This is a genomic window from Myxococcus sp. AB036A, assembly GCF_006547355.1.
Classification (GTDB): Bacteria; Myxococcota; Myxococcia; order Myxococcales; family Myxococcaceae; genus Myxococcus; species Myxococcus virescens.
Window position 1 is genome coordinate 34964 of sequence record NZ_VHLC01000017.1, and the last position, 13974, is coordinate 48937.

The following is a 13974-nucleotide window of genomic DNA, read 5'->3' on the forward strand; positions in this document are numbered from 1 at the left end:
ATCCGTGGTTTTTTGTCAGGCCCTTCCTGTCCAATCGAACAGGAACGCAGGGCCTCTCAGGAGGAAGGGGGACAGGCATGACGCCGCGAGCAGACTGTCACGTCGGGCCGGGCGCGCGAAGGCACGCGCTGCGGACGTGCGCGTGCTCCTGGCCGCGCCACCCTTCGCCCGGGCAACCCCTTCCACCCGCCGGGCCGGAGGTCCCGGAGGGACGTCGCCACAGGCACGCGGCGCGGAGGTCGCGCTGGTGGGCCACCCCTGTCGGAGGCGCGCGGCCACGGGCGCGGCCCCATTGCCCCTGTCGCACGCGCGAGGCTCCGCACGCGACGGGTGCTGACCTGATGCCGGATGACCTCGCCTCATGCGTCCGGCGTAGCACGGTGGTTCAAGGAGCACACAACTCATGAAGTCCTACCTGTTGGTTCCAAAGGAGTCCATCGAGACGCAGGCGCGCGTGGGGCCTCGCGGCACGGAGCAGGGCGAGCGCGTGCTGTCGCGCACGACGGCGCTGCGCTTCGCGGTGGCGAACAAGGCGCCCGACGCGTTGTTCGCGCTCGGACTGCGGTCGGCCACGCTGCCCGGCGCGCGTCCGCCCGTCAGTGGACAGGAAGAGCGCCGTCGGAAGGGCAAGGGCGCGAAGTCGGCGCGCACGGGCACGCGCGGCGCGGACTCCTCCACGCCGCCCATGCCGGGCGCGACGGTGGCCGAGCAGACCGGCGCGGAGCCCGGCAGCTACCGCTACATGCCGCTCATCGGTGCCACCATGGCGCACTTCTACGAAGACCATACGGAGAAGGAAGCCCGCGGCGCGCTGGAGCGCGACTTCGAGTTCATCCCCGATGTCGTCCCGTTGTCCTTCCCCGGCCCGGTGTCGGCGGGACAACCCGGACCGCGCAACCGGGGCATGTCCTCGCTGGCCGAGCGCGAGTGGCCCGACGAGTCCGGCGTTCCCCTGGCCCACGCCCAGGGCATTCGCGGCGCTGGCGTCATGCTGGGCATCCTCGACACCGGTGTGGACGCGGACCACCCCGAGCACGCGGCGCGCGTCATCCAGTTCCGCTACGTGTCGCTGTTCCCCAACTCGCCGCACAACCCGGCGCGTGACATCCGCGGCTTCGACCCGGACGGCCACGGTACGCACGTGTGCGGCATTGCCGCGGGTGTGCACCACGGCGTCGCCCCGGAGGTGGACCTCTACGTCGCGTCCGTCATCGAATCGGAGACCATCCGCACCAGCCTGGGCCGCGTGGCCGCGGGTATGGAGTGGCTGCTGCACCAGTTCAGCCGCCCGGAGAACTCGACGCGGCCCGCGGTGGTCAACCTGTCGCTCGGCTTCCCGCTGATGCCGCCGCCCGGCATCTCGGAGGCGGACTACAACCTCAACCTGCGCGCGCTGCAGACGATGATTCGTCGCCTGCTCGACAGCAATGTCCTGCCGGTTGTGGCGGCAGGTAACAGTGGACCCGACACGGTTGGTTATCCAGCCGCCTTTCCAGAATCACTGGCTGTCGGCGCGGTCGACTTCGAGCGTAACGTGGCCACATTCTCCGCGAGTGGCACCGTGGGTAGGCGCGTCGTGCCGGACATCATGGGGTATGGGGTGAATGTCTATTCCAGCACGGAGCGTCGTTGTAACAACCAGGCGTTCTACGAGCGAATGAGTGGCACGAGCATGGCAGCGCCTTATGTAGCGGGTATCGCGGCGCTGTACCGTTGCCGTGCCCCTGACTTGACGGCGCTCGAGGTGAGGGATTTGATCCTGTCGAATGCGGTGAAGCTCCCTCGGTCGGGAACGCACAAGACAGGCAAGGGCCTGGCCGTATTCAGGTGACGGTGGTGGTTGAAGCCGGGGTCGGCGCCATGGGAGCGCCGGACCCGGGAGAGGATGAGGGCCATGAGCAGGAAAAATGGCGAGTGGGGGGACGTCCGGGTCGGCGGCGTCCCGGGTCTGTCCGCGCGCGTGCGCCCATTGCCGGGCGCCGCGGGTGCGGAGACGCAGCCCGACTGGATTGACGTGACGGTGATGCCCCGCGAGGAGCCGGCGGCGGCGTCGCGTAGACGCACGTCTCCACGGCCGCCCGTCCGCTCTCGCGCGGAAGTGCACCAGGCCGGTCTGGCCGAAAGCGCGCAGTTCCACCAGAGCCTCATGCGCTGGCTGGAGGCACACCATCTCCTGGGCGCGGTGCGCTCGGTGAGCGAGCCGGGCTCCATGCCCATGCTCCACCTGCGCTGCGCGCCGCGGGTGCTGGACCAGCTGCGCCGTGCCCCGGAGTTCGAAGCGGGCACGATGATGCCCCTCGACCTCATCTAGCGGTGGGTGCCCCTCGCCTCGCACCCCTGGTCTGGGACTCCCTCCCTGTCTGAAGAGGGCTGCCCGGGTGGCCCTGCTGCCACCTGGAAAGGCGCATGTTCCCGCCTTTCCGGAAGATGTGGCCGAGCCTTCGTTTCCGCTACTGAGAACCGACGGCTCCGCCGCTTCTTCCTGAATAGCTTGGAATCTCGTGATTAGCCCGTCATCCTGCCAGTCGTCCGCGAGTCGAAGGATGACGTCGGCTGGCGGACGGGGTGAAGCGCATCGCGTGTGAGGCTGTGCGCGCGACGACGCCGTGAGCAGTGATTGTCTCCCATTGTCGCCGTGTCGCTCTGCCACCCGCGTCACGCGGTGTGACGTCCATTGCACACGCGCACAGTCAGCTCGTTTCGGTACCGCCAGGAAAACCAGGGACCTGCGTCTGTCCGTTGAAAGGCACGAAGGTTGCCTTTCGCGGTTGTTGGACGCGAGCCCCGGAGTCCATCCATGCAACTGGCGATGAAGCCCTCACGAGGTGCGTGCTGCCCTTCTCACCTGGAGGTGGCGCGATGACGGCCTGGAATCCAGGAAGCTCGTGCCGCTGCTGCCGACGCAGGCGCTCCCCCCGAGTGTCCCGCCCGCCCGCCGCCTCCAGCGCTCCGAAGGCCAGCCCCCATGCCAGCGTCGCGGCGCGGTGTGTGGCCGGCAGGCGGTGTGGGTGCCTGGCCTCGGGCCACCGCAGCGTCCGGAACCGCGTGGAGCGGATCCGCCGCCAGACGCGGCAGTGGTGGTGACGGGGGACGCCAGTCACCGGTCCGCCTGTCCCACCATGCCTCAGAGACAGGCGTAACCCACTGAAATCACGTCGTCTCGCAGCGGGCCCTGGCGCGCTGCGGTAGGTGCGGGAGATGCTCTGGTGTCGGAGAGTCGCCTACCTCCCGCTCCAACAGCGCGCCCCCAAGGGTGGACACCAGCAAGCCGCAGAAAACGGAAACCTCGGCCGGGCCCAACGCTCCGCGCCCGACCCCCGCCCAAGGGCTGGGCGCCCAGCGACAACATGATTCGCGCCGAGCACGGGTTGCCGCTGCGCCAGGACTCCTCGGGCATGCGCCGGGCAACAACCGCAACCTGCGCATGTTCGACCAGGGCTCGGACAATCAGAACTGCCTCCAGCGAATGAGCGGCCAGCCGACGCCCATCGGCAAGCTTCTCAATGACCTGGATGGCTGAGCCGCGCCTTCATGAAAACGGGCCCGCGTCATCCCGCACGAGGGCCCGTCACTGCCTCATGAGCTCGAACTCAGGGGCGCCTCACGGCGCGGGAGCCGGGACGCACGTGTCGTTCTGCTCCACGTAACCCGCATCACAGTGGCAGTGGTCGCCGTGCGCGTGGCCGTGCTCGCCGCAGTCCAGCACTGGCGTCTCCGCGACACACGTGCCGTTCTGCTCCACGTAACCCGCGTCACAGTGGCAGTGGTCGCCATGGGCATGGCCGTGCTCGCCGCAGTCGAGCGTGGGCTCCTCGGCGACGACGCACGTGCCGTCCTGCTCGGTGTAGCCCTCGTCGCAGTGGCAGTGGTCGCCATGCAGGTGTCCGTGGCCACCACATTCCTCGACGGGCTCCTCGGCGACGACGCAGGTGCCGTCCTGCTCCGTGTAGCCCTCGTCGCAGTGGCAGTGGTCACCATGCAGGTGCCCGTGGCCACCACATTCCTCGACGGGCTCCTCGGCGACGACACAGGTGAGGCCGTCCGCGACATAGCCCTCGTCGCAGTGGCAGTGGTCGCCATGGAGGTGTCCATACCCTCCACACTCGATGTCGTCAGAGTCGGAATCAGAAGCGCCGCATGCGGCGAAGAGAATCGCCGTCGCGGCCAGGAGGGCCAGTCGAAGAGGTCGAGGATGCATCACGGTTCCCGGCACATGGGTGAAATGGCGCGAAGCGTTCAGGCTGCTTCGGCACGTCTGGCCGTATCTCATGTGTAACTGTGTTGCGCAGCCGTGTTGCATTAGTGTTTTGAGGGCTGGATTCGCCGCTGCCGAAGCGCGCGCGGGCCCGGGTGGTGCAAACCGCCACCTGTCCGCAGGACGTCTTACGTGCGTGCGCGCGCCGCCGTTGGGTATCGAGCATCCGGTGTCGCACCGCGGGGCGCGCTGTATCCGCTGGATGACGGGCGCGCGGAAAGTCATGTGAGGTACCCGTCCCAATCGCACTCCAAGTGCCGATGCATTGCCGCCCCTGGATTCAAAACGAGGGCAGTCATGGACGGACTTCGAGCAGGTGCCGTGGTGTTCCTGGCGTGCGCGGGCATGCTGGGAGCAGGTCCTTCCTGGGCGCAGGCGCCCCTGGAGGAAGAGCCCGGCGAGGTGCTTTCCGAGGACCAGCTGGAAGCGCTGCTCGACTCACCCGTGGCGCAGCCGTCCGACGGTGAGCTGTCCACCGCGGCCTTCGGGCCGGAGCAACTGGCGCCGTACTTCGCGGAAGGCACCCTGGCGAAGGCCCACGCGGAGTTCCGGCGCGGGCGCTACGCGCGGGCGCGGAGCCTGCTGGCCCAGGAGGAGGCCACGCCGCAGGTCCGCTTCCTCATGGCGCAGAGCGCGCTGCTGGCGCGCAACCACGCGGTGGCGGCCGAGGAGTTCGCCGCGCTGGCGGACGGCTACGGCGCGCTGCGCGACCACAGCCTGCTGCGGGCCGCCCAGGCCAACGAGCGGCTGCGCAAGCTGGACACGGCTGCGGGGCTCTACCGCGCCGTGAGCCCGGGCTCGCCGCTCTATCCGGAGGCGCGCTTCAGCCTGTCGCGGGTGCTCCAGCGGCGCGGCAACATCCCGGGCGCGCTGACGGCGCTCCAAGAGCTCATCGACAGCCGCCAGTCGCGAGGTCCGGACGCGCTCCGGATGAAGGCGCTGCTGGCCATCTGCGACCTGGCGCGCGCGCAAGGGCAGTACAACGCCGAGCACCGCGCGCTGCTGGAGGTGTGGGCCACCAGCCCGCTGTCGAACGAGGCGCGCCGCGCCGAGAAGCGGCTGAAGGGGCTGCCGCTGCCCCTCAAGTGGCGGGTGCGCCGCGCGGAGGCGCTGGTGGAGCTGCACCGCAACCATGCCGGCATGGCGCTGCTGGACAAGGTCCTGCCGCACCTGGAGATGCCGGACGAGCTGGCCTGCCGCGCGCACCTCACCTATGGCCGGGCGCTGCGCAAGGAGCGCAAGCACCGACGGGCCATCGAGGTGCTGGAGCCCATGGTGGCGGGCTGCACCGCGTCCGAGCAGCGGCCGCAGGCGCTCTACATCCTGGGCTACTCCCAGTCGGTGGTGGAGCCGAAGGCGGCCGTCACCACCTACGCCACGCTCGCCCGGGACTACCCGGAGCATGGCTACGCGGATGACGCGCTCTTCTTCGAGGCGTGGTTGCTCCAGCGCACGGGCGACGTGGATACGGCCCTGGTGCGCTACGAAGAGGCCGCGCGGCGCTATCCGGCGGGGAACTTCGCGTCGGAGTCGCTCTTCCGTGCCTTCTGGCTGCACTCCCGCAAGGCCAACGCCCCGGCGGCCCTGGCCGCATTGAAGGCGGTGGAGAGCCTGCCCGAGGCGGCGCGCACGGACGAGGCGCTGTGGCGCTCGCGGTACTGGCGTGCGCGCATGCAGGAGTCCGGCGCCTCGGCGCAGGCGGCGCTCGATGCGTACGCGCACATCGCCGCCGAGCGCCCCGCGGCCTGGTACGGGATGCTGGCCCGCTCACGGCTCGCGCTGCTCTCACCGGAGCGCGTGGCGCGGCTGTACCCCAAGCCCGTGCCTCCCGAGGCCATGGAGGGCACTGGCGGCTCCGGCCGCGATGACGCCCCGGCGGACGAAGCGGTGGAGGAGGTGGGCGAGTCCGAGGAGATCTGGCCGCTGCCGCCCGGCGCGCTGGCGAAGGACGCGCGCTTCAACGCCGGCGTGGAGCTGATGCGCCTGGGGCTGCCCGGCGCGGTGGAGGAGTTCCTCGCCGTGGATGCGCGCGCGCTGCCCGAGGCCCCGGCGCGGCTGCTGTATCAGACGCTGAAGCGCACCGGCCGCAATCGGGCCGCGCGGCAGGTGGCGCGCACCTCGCTGAAGCAGGAGGTGCACGGTCCGCTGAGCGCCGCGTCCCGTCCCATCTGGGAGGCCACCTGGCCGCTGGCGTACCGCTCGCCCATTGCCCGTTACGCGCGGGCCCACCGCGTGGACCCCGACCTGCTCCAGGGTCTCATCCGCGAGGAGAGCCGCTTCAATGCCCGCGCGCGCTCGGCCACGGGCGCGCTTGGCCTGGCGCAGTTGATGCCGGCCACGGCGCGACAGGTGGCGGACGCACTGGACATGCCGATGCCGGGTGAGTCCGCGCTGCTCCAGCCTCACACCAACATCCGCCTGGGCGCGGCGTACCTGGGACAACTGGTCAAACACTTCGGAGGCAACGTGGCCTACGCGGTGGCGGCCTACAACGCCGGGCCGCGCGCGGTGGAGCGCTGGCGGCATGCGCTGCCCGAAGCGGAGCTCGACGAGTGGGTGGAGCACATCGGCTTCGAGGAGACGCGCGAGTACGTGAAGAAGGTGCTCGGCAGCTACAGCGCCTACAAGCTGCTCTACGCGGACGAGCCCGCGCTGCTGAGGGACCTGCGCCTCAGTGACGCCAGCCGGCGGTGAAGCGCGGCGTCCCGGCGGAACCTCCAGGCGGCACGGTGACGTGCCGCCTGGAGGAGGGGACTCAGAAGTTGAGGCCGCCGTCCACGTCGATGGTGCGGCCGTTGAAGTAGTCGCACTCCAGGATGAACTTCACGGCGAGCCAGATGTCCTCGGGCACGCCGATGCGGCCCACGGGGATGTTGGAGACCAGCGCGTCGCGGGCCTTCTGGTTCATGCCCTGCGTCATCGGCGTCTCAATCATGCCCGGGGCCACCGCGCCCACGCGCACGCCGAAGGGGCTGAACTCGCGCGACCAGGTGACGGTGTTGGCCGCCAGCGCCGCCTTCGCGGACACGTAGTTGGACTGGCCGCGGTTGCCGTGGCGGGCAATGGACGACATGTTGACGACCACGCCGCCCTTTTGGCCGGACTCGGCGACCTTCGCCACCACCTCGCGCACCATCAGCGTGGCGCCCGTGAGGTTGACGCCGATGACGGCGTTCCAGTCGGCGGTGGACAGCTTCTTCACCTCGCCGGTGGTCCGGTCCTTCTTCACCAGCAGCGCGTCACGGAGGATGCCCGCGTTGTTGATGAGGCCGTTGAGGCCGCCCATGGCGCCCTGTGCCCAGTTCACGAAGGAGACGATGTCCTCCTCGGAGGACACGTCCAGCTTGCGGCGGTGGATGCCGGCGGGCAGCGCGGCGAGGCGCTCCTCGGCCACGTCACCCACGGCCACCTGGGCGCCCGCCTCGTGCAGGCGCTGCGCGAAGTGCGCGCCCATGCCCTGGGCGCCGCCCGTGACGATGATCTTCAGGTCCTTGAGCTGCATGTGTCTCTCCGGCAGGTGGGGTGGTACGAAATGCCGCGCAGGGTACGAAACCCCGACCGCGCTGGCCAGCGGTGAGCGAGTTGAAACCTGAATCAATCTTCAACTCTGCTGAAACAAAAAGCGCCGCGTCGTTTCCGACGCGGCGCGGCAAAGGTGCTCCGTCAGCGACTCAACCCAGCTCGGCGGCAATCACGGCGCCCAGGCGGCGCATGCCCTCGGCAATCAGATCCGGCGGGCGGTTGGAGTAGTTGAGGCGCATGAACTCCGGGCGCGGGTTGTTGGCGAAGAAGGGCGCGCCCGGCACGAAGGCCACCTTCTGCTCCACCGCCTTGGGCAGCAGCGCCTGGGCGTCCAGGCCGCCGGGCAGCTCCACCCACAGGAACATGCCGCCTTCGGGGTGCGTCCACCGGGTGCCCGCGGGCATGTGCGCCTGGAGGGCGTCCAGCATGGCCTGGGCGCGCTCGCCGTAGACGGGGCGCAGCGACTCCAGGTGGGCCGCGTAGTCGAAGCGCGCGAGCAGCTTCACCACCGCGCGCTGAGCCAATGTGGCAGTGTGCAGGTCGGTGGACTGCTTGGCGATGGCCAGGCTGCGCACGAAGTCGCGCGGGCCCACCACCCAGCCCAGGCGCATGCCCGGGGCCAGCGTCTTGGAGAAGGTGCCCAGCGACACGACGACGCCCTCGTCGTCGAAGGCGGACAGGGATGGCACGTGCTCGCCGCGGAAGCGCAGCTCGCCGTACGGGTCGTCCTCCAGGATGAGGAAGCGGTACTGCTGGGCCAGGCGGACCAGTTCGCGCCGCCGCTCCAGCGACAGGGTGGTGCCCTTGGGGTTCTGGAAGTTGGCGACCACGTACACCAGCTTGGGCTTGTGCGTGGCCAGCAGGCGCTCCAGGTCGTCGGTGCGCATGCCCTGGTCGTCGCTGCCCACCGTGGCGAAGCGCGCCTCATAGGCGCCGAACGTCTGGAGCGCCGCCAGGTAGCTGGGGTTCTCCACGATGATGAGGTCACCGGGGTCCAGCATCACCTTGGCCACCAGGTCGATGCCCTGCTGCGAGCCGTTGGTGATGAGCACCTGGTCCGCGTTGGACTGGCGGCCGCGCTTCTGGAGGTGGCCGCAAATCCACTCACGCAGCGGGCCGAAGCCCTCGGTGGTGCTGTACTGGAGCGCGGCGCGGCCCTCGGTGGCCAGGGCCTCGGCGTGCGCCTCGGCGATGGCTTCCAGCGGGAAGAGCTCCGGGGCCGGCAGGCCTCCCGCGAAGGAGAGGATGTCGGGCCGCTCGGCGACCTTCAGGATTTCGCGCACCGCGGACGTCTTGATGCGGGACATCCGTTGGGCCAACCGCCATACGGGCGGCGGGGGAAGGGGGGCGCTCATCGCGTCGGCGCTCATACGTCACGCTCCTTTTGGGGTGTCTGGAGGCACGCGGACATGCGTGTCCTCCTTCATGGACGTCAGGACGATGGTGGTCTGCGTGCGGGTGACTCCCGCGATGGTGCGCAGCGTTCCCACCAGGAGGGAGTCGAGCGAACGGGTGTTCGCCGTCTTCACCTTGAGAAGGTATGAGTCCTGGCCCGCCACGCGGTGGCACTCCAGGACATCCGGCAGCAACAGCACCTTCTGCAAGAACTCGTCGAAGTACTTCGGGTGCTCGATGCTCACGCCGATGAAGGCCGTGATGTCCTTGCCGAGCTTCGCCGCGTCCACGCGGGCCGAGTAGCCCGTGATGACGCCGCGCTCCTCCAATTTGCGGATCCGCTCCGCCACCGCCGGCTGGGACAGCTTCACCGCACGCGACAGCTCCAGCTGCGTGGCGCGGCCATCGCGCTGCAACATGTCGATGATGCGGTGGTCTAGTTCGTCCAGGAACATGGGGGCGTTTGCCTTGAATTTATAGGCACTTTTGCGGGACGGCAGATAATTTATATTTGATGCTCCAAGGGTGCAACCTCGAACGCGACGTCCATCCGCACCGTGAACTGTGTCGATGCTGACAGTGGAAAGGTGTGTCTGTCCGCCGGGCGGAGCCTCGGCCGGACGGCGGCTGGAAACTGGGGCGAGCCAGGTGCGGTGGCACCTGCCCGGGGCTCGTTGACGCCGCGCAGTGTGTCCGGATGAACGGAGGGCTGGCGCCTGACTGTTCACGGCGCCGCGCGCCGTGCTCGTGACAGCAAGTCCGCGTCACGGGCCGGGAGCCCGATCACTTTGGGGCAGGGCGGCAGAACATGGGCCGCGGACTCGCCGCGTGCATCCAGGAGAGCCTGTCGGTCTGTCGTCTCTCTTTGAAGAGAATATCGACGCCGCCTCAATGGCGAGCAGTGGCGGGCCCATGCGTGGGGTTGCGTGCGCGTCCACCTCGGTGCGCGGCTCGGGGCGGCTCGGCTGCACCTGCCCGGCACCTATGTGAGAGGCGTGGGGGCTGCCAGTGGCGCGCTGGGAGACGACCTTGCGGCGCACGACCTCTCGCGAGGCCATTGCCGACAGTCCTATGTGTTTGTGATTTCCAGCTCCGAGCGCGGTGCGGTGGGCTGCATGTCGCTTCGGAGGGGCCACGCATGAGCGCCGTGTGTCTGCCCGTCTACGTCCAGAATGCGCCTCCCGCGCATCCGTGCTGGCGCACTCCGTGTCACCGGCCGTCACTCAGGCCGAGGATGATGTGGCATGTCGTGCCCGCGCCGCCTCCCGCGCGGCAAGTCCAGACGCGCAACGGCTCCCGTCGCGTGGCCACGTGTACTGAACATTCAGAGTAGGCTTCGCGCACGTCGGCGCCGCACGAGTGCTGACGCCGTGCGTCGAACGTGCGGTTTGACGCGCGAAGCCATCGACCGTGCTTTGACACCCTCCCTGCCGGGTGCTACCGCTAGGTGAAACATGAATCGGGCTTCATCTTCTCCAGACCGCTCCGGACCCGTCACGCCGCGAGGCCAGAAGACGCGTGCGAAGCTGTTGAAGGCCGCGGAGTCGGTCTTCGGTGAGAAGGGCTACGAGCGCGCCTCCATCGCGGACATCACGCGCAAGGGTGGCGTGGCGCTCGGGACGTTCTACGTCTACTTCCCCGACAAGCAGTCCATCTTCGTCGAAGTGGTGGATGAGCTGGGCACGCGCCTGCGCCGGCTCATCGCCGAGTCCGTGGCCGGCTGCGAGGACCGCGTCGACGTGGAGCGCCAGGGCCTGCGCACCTTCTTCCAGTTCGTGCGGCAGCACCCCAATCTCTATCGCGTGGTGCGCCAGGCGGAGTTCGTGGATGAGGCGTGCTACCGCCGCTACTACGACCGCTTCGCTCGCGGCTACGTGAGCGGGCTCACCCGCGCCATGGAGGCGGGCCAGGTGCGGCGCATGGACCCGGAGGCGCTGGCCTACTGCCTCATGGGCATCAGTGATTTCCTCGGCATGCGCTGGGTCCTCTGGGAGGAGGACCCGGGGCTCGAGCGCGTCCTCGACACCGCGATGACGCTCATCTCCCACGGCCTGGACCCGCGTGCCTCCACGGGCCGCAACACCGTGAAGTCCTCCGCCGCTTCGAAGCCGAAGCCGAAGCCCAAACCGAAGCCCCTGAAGAAGAACACCCTGCGTCCCGCCCGCCGACCGGCGCGCGGCGCCCGGAGCTGACGAACACTCATGCGATACGCCCAGATTCTCTCCACTGGCCGCTACGTCCCCGAGAAGGTCCTCACCAACGCTGACGTCGAGAAGATTCTCGGTGAGAAGGTGGATGAGTGGCTCCAGCAGAACGTGGGCATTCGCGAACGCCACATGATGGCGGATGACCAGGCCACCTCCGACCTCTGTGTGGGCGCCGCCCGTCAGGCGCTGGAGCGCGCGGGCACGAAGCCGGAGGAACTGGACCTCATCATCATCGCCACCGACACCCCGGACTACCTCAGCCCCGCCACGGCCTCCGTGGTGCAGGCGAAGCTGGGCGCGGTGAACGCCGGCACCTACGACCTCAACTGCGCGTGCGCGGGCTGGGTGACGGCGCTGGACGTGGGCTCCAAGACGATTGCCGCGGATGACAGCTACCAGCGCATCCTCGTCGTGGGCGCCTACGGCATGTCGCGCTACATCAACTGGAAGGACAAGAAGACCGCCACCCTGTTCGCGGACGGCGCGGGCGCGGTGGTGCTGGGCGCGGGTGACACGCCCGGCTTCATGGGCGCGAAGCTGCTGGCCAACGGCGAGTACCACGACGCGCTGGGGGTCTACACCGGCGGTACGAACCGCCCGGCCACCGCGGAGTCGCTGGATCTCACGGGCGGCAAGCCCGCGGTGCAGTTCGTCCGCAAGTTCCCGGCGACGTTCAACACCGAGCGCTGGCCCATGCTGCTGGACCAGCTCCTCAAGCGGCAGAACCTGAAGCTGGACGACGTGAAGCAGTTCGTCTTCACGCAGCTCAACCTGCGCACCATCGAAGCGACCATGAAGATCCTGGGCCAGCCGATGGAGAAGGCCCACTACACCATGGACAAGTGGGGCTACACCGGTTCGGCCTGCATCCCGATGACGCTGGATGACGCGGTGGTGCAGGGCAAGGTGAAGCGCGGCGACCTGGTGGCCCTGTGTGCCAGCGGCGGCGGGCTCGCCATGGCCTCCGCCCTCTACCGCTGGACGGCCTGAGTCACGCCATGACGGAGGGCGCGCACATGTTCATCGGTGACTGGATGGGCCGTGGTGCCCTCTACTGGCCCGACAGTGTCGCGGTGGTGGACCCGTCCCGGGGTGACGCGGGCCGCTTCACCTACCGCGCGATGAACATGCGCGCCACCGCGCTGGGCGGCTGGCTGCGTGACGTGGCTGGCGTGCAGAAGGGCGACCGGGTGGGCATCGTGGCCCACAACGGCGTGGAGTACCTGGACGCGCTGTTCGCCTGCGCGAAGATTGGCGCCGTCTTCGTCCCCTTCAACTGGCGCCTGCACGCCGCCGAGCTGGCGGACCTGGTGCGCTCCATCCGTCCGGGCGTGCTCCTCTTCGGCGACGACTTCCGCGACACCCTCGCGGACGTCCGCGAGCGCCTGGGCGGTGGTCCCCGCCTGGTGTCCCTGGAGTCGCAAGGCCTGCCGGGCGCGGATGCCTACGCGGCGACGCTGGCCCACGTGCCGGGCTCGCCGGTGACGCAGGACGCGGTGTCCGAGGAGGACATCCTCTGCCTCATCTTCACCGGCGGAACGACGGGGCGCTCGAAGGGCGCGCGCGTCAGCTACCGCATGGTGGCGTGGAACACCCTCAACACGCTGGTCCACGAGGTGCGGCCCGGCGACGTCACGGTGACGCACACGCCCATGTTCCACACGGGCGGATTGCTCGTGTACACGCTGCCGCTGCTCACCGTGGGCGGCACCGTCGTCCTCATGCGCCGGTGGGAGCCGGAGGCGCTGCTGGACCTCATCCCCCGGGAGAAGGTGACGCTCTTCTTCGCGGTGCCCACGCAGTACCAGCAGCTCCTGGAGTCGCCGCGCTTCAAGACGACGGACTTCTCCTCCGTGCGCTTCATGACCAGCGGCGGCGCGGCGCTGCCGGTGCCGCTCATCCAGGCGTGGCAGGCGGTGCACCCGGTGCCCTTCAAGCAGGGCTTCGGCATGACGGAGTTCGGCCCGGGCCTCTTCAGCATGGGACCGGAGTACGCGGTGTCGAAGGCGGGCTCTATTGGCCGGCCCAACTACTTCATCGCCGCGAAGCTGGTGGATGACGACGGCCGGGAGGTCCCCACGGGAGAGGTGGGGGAGCTGCTCCTCAAGGGCCCCTCCATGTGCTCCGGCTACTTCGAGGACGAGGCCGCCACGCGCGAGGCGATTGACGCGGAAGGGTGGCTGCACACCGGCGACCTGGCGCGCGTGGACGCGGACGGCTTCTTCACCATCGCTGGGCGCAAGAAGGACATGTTCATCTCCGGCGGAGAGAACATCTACCCGCTGGAGCTGGAGTCCGCGCTGTACGAGCACCCCGCGGTGGCGCAGTGCGCGGTGGTGGGCGTGCCCGACGAGAAGTGGGGCGAGGTTGGCCGCGCCTTCGTGGTGCTGAAGCCGGATGGGAAGGTTTCGGCGGAGGCGCTGTTGGAGCACCTGCGGGGACGCGTGGCGCGCTTCAAGGTGCCCAAGCGCGTGGAGTTGATGGAGCGCCTGCCCATCTCCGCGGCCGGAAAGATTCTCAAGCGTGAGCTTCGCGACGCGGCCGTGGCCGCGGACCGGGACAGCTCGCGTCATTGAGCGTGAACGCACCTTGAAG

At 69.2% G+C, this 13974-nt stretch carries 11 protein-coding genes; 7 read left to right on the plus strand and 4 right to left on the minus strand.

From position 1 onward, the window contains the following. The first annotated feature begins 403 nt into the window (after nucleotides 1-403). The 3 genes from FL344_RS09635 (at nucleotide 404) to FL344_RS38450 (ending at nucleotide 3520) form a co-directional block, all read left to right on the plus strand. Nucleotides 404-1831, plus strand: a complete 1428-nt coding sequence (locus FL344_RS09635) for a S8 family serine peptidase (protein ID WP_090490973.1) — start codon at nucleotides 404-406, stop codon at nucleotides 1829-1831. A 63-nt stretch (nucleotides 1832-1894) separates the two neighbouring features. Further along, nucleotides 1895-2311, plus strand: coding sequence for a hypothetical protein (locus FL344_RS09640; protein ID WP_228557588.1), 417 nt, complete (start codon nucleotides 1895-1897; stop codon nucleotides 2309-2311). A 942-nt stretch (nucleotides 2312-3253) separates the two neighbouring features. Continuing rightward, nucleotides 3254-3520, plus strand: coding sequence for a hypothetical protein (locus FL344_RS38450; protein ID WP_194858206.1), 267 nt, complete (start codon nucleotides 3254-3256; stop codon nucleotides 3518-3520). An 81-nt stretch (nucleotides 3521-3601) separates the two neighbouring features. Here FL344_RS38450 and FL344_RS09645 read toward each other — a convergent pair whose 3' ends face one another. After that, complete coding sequence (locus FL344_RS09645; RefSeq protein ID WP_153881171.1) at nucleotides 3602-4198, minus strand: hypothetical protein; 597 nt, start codon at nucleotides 4196-4198, stop codon at nucleotides 3602-3604. 354 nt (nucleotides 4199-4552) lie between these two features. On the opposite strand from FL344_RS09645, the gene FL344_RS09650 reads away from it, so the two are divergent. Beyond that, a complete protein-coding gene (locus FL344_RS09650; protein WP_141618301.1) occupies nucleotides 4553-6949 on the plus strand; it encodes a transglycosylase SLT domain-containing protein in 2397 nt (798 codons plus the stop codon). A gap of 61 nt (nucleotides 6950-7010) precedes the next feature. Here FL344_RS09650 and FL344_RS09655 read toward each other — a convergent pair whose 3' ends face one another. From FL344_RS09655 to FL344_RS09665, 3 genes are all read right to left on the minus strand, one after another. Continuing rightward, on the minus strand, nucleotides 7011-7757 hold the full coding sequence (locus FL344_RS09655) for an SDR family oxidoreductase (protein WP_011550357.1): 747 nt from the start codon (nucleotides 7755-7757) through the stop codon (nucleotides 7011-7013). A gap of 169 nt (nucleotides 7758-7926) precedes the next feature. Continuing rightward, nucleotides 7927-9147: a PLP-dependent aminotransferase family protein gene (locus FL344_RS09660; protein ID WP_141618302.1), complete on the minus strand. Its 1221-nt coding sequence runs from the start codon at nucleotides 9145-9147 to the stop codon at nucleotides 7927-7929. Between the two features lie 3 nt (nucleotides 9148-9150). Further along, complete coding sequence (locus tag FL344_RS09665) at nucleotides 9151-9627, minus strand: Lrp/AsnC family transcriptional regulator (RefSeq protein ID WP_011550359.1); 477 nt, start codon at nucleotides 9625-9627, stop codon at nucleotides 9151-9153. Between the two features lie 999 nt (nucleotides 9628-10626). Here FL344_RS09665 and FL344_RS09670 point away from each other — a divergent pair. The 3 genes from FL344_RS09670 to FL344_RS09680 are packed head-to-tail and all read left to right on the plus strand — an operon-like array spanning nucleotide 10627 to nucleotide 13955. Then, entirely contained in the window at nucleotides 10627-11364 is a 738-nt protein-coding gene (locus tag FL344_RS09670; RefSeq protein WP_141588430.1) for a TetR/AcrR family transcriptional regulator, read from the plus strand. 9 nt (nucleotides 11365-11373) lie between these two features. Next, nucleotides 11374-12369 (plus strand): 3-oxoacyl-ACP synthase III family protein, encoded by a 996-nt coding sequence (locus FL344_RS09675; protein ID WP_141618303.1) that lies wholly within the window; start codon nucleotides 11374-11376, stop codon nucleotides 12367-12369. A gap of 8 nt (nucleotides 12370-12377) precedes the next feature. Then, nucleotides 12378-13955 (plus strand): long-chain fatty acid--CoA ligase, encoded by a 1578-nt coding sequence (locus tag FL344_RS09680; RefSeq protein WP_141618304.1) that lies wholly within the window; start codon nucleotides 12378-12380, stop codon nucleotides 13953-13955. Nucleotides 13956-13974: the final 19 nt, after the last annotated feature.

Excerpts from the sequence above, each read along its gene's own strand:
- FL344_RS09635 (WP_090490973.1), top strand. The coding sequence starts at position 404 with ATGAAGTCCTACCTGTTGGTTCCAAAGGAGTCCATCGAGACGCAGGCG.
- FL344_RS09640 (WP_228557588.1), top strand. The coding sequence starts at position 1,895 with ATGAGCAGGAAAAATGGCGAGTGGGGGGACGTCCGGGTCGGCGGCGTC.
- FL344_RS09645 (WP_153881171.1), bottom strand. The coding sequence starts at position 4,198 with ATGCATCCTCGACCTCTTCGACTGGCCCTCCTGGCCGCGACGGCGATT.
- FL344_RS09650 (WP_141618301.1), top strand. The coding sequence starts at position 4,553 with ATGGACGGACTTCGAGCAGGTGCCGTGGTGTTCCTGGCGTGCGCGGGC.
- FL344_RS09655 (WP_011550357.1), bottom strand. The coding sequence starts at position 7,757 with ATGCAGCTCAAGGACCTGAAGATCATCGTCACGGGCGGCGCCCAGGGC.
- FL344_RS09660 (WP_141618302.1), bottom strand. The coding sequence starts at position 9,147 with ATGAGCGCCGACGCGATGAGCGCCCCCCTTCCCCCGCCGCCCGTATGG.
- FL344_RS09665 (WP_011550359.1), bottom strand. The coding sequence starts at position 9,627 with ATGTTCCTGGACGAACTAGACCACCGCATCATCGACATGTTGCAGCGC.
- FL344_RS09670 (WP_141588430.1), top strand. The coding sequence starts at position 10,627 with ATGAATCGGGCTTCATCTTCTCCAGACCGCTCCGGACCCGTCACGCCG.
- FL344_RS09675 (WP_141618303.1), top strand. The coding sequence starts at position 11,374 with ATGCGATACGCCCAGATTCTCTCCACTGGCCGCTACGTCCCCGAGAAG.
- FL344_RS09680 (WP_141618304.1), top strand. The coding sequence starts at position 12,378 with ATGACGGAGGGCGCGCACATGTTCATCGGTGACTGGATGGGCCGTGGT.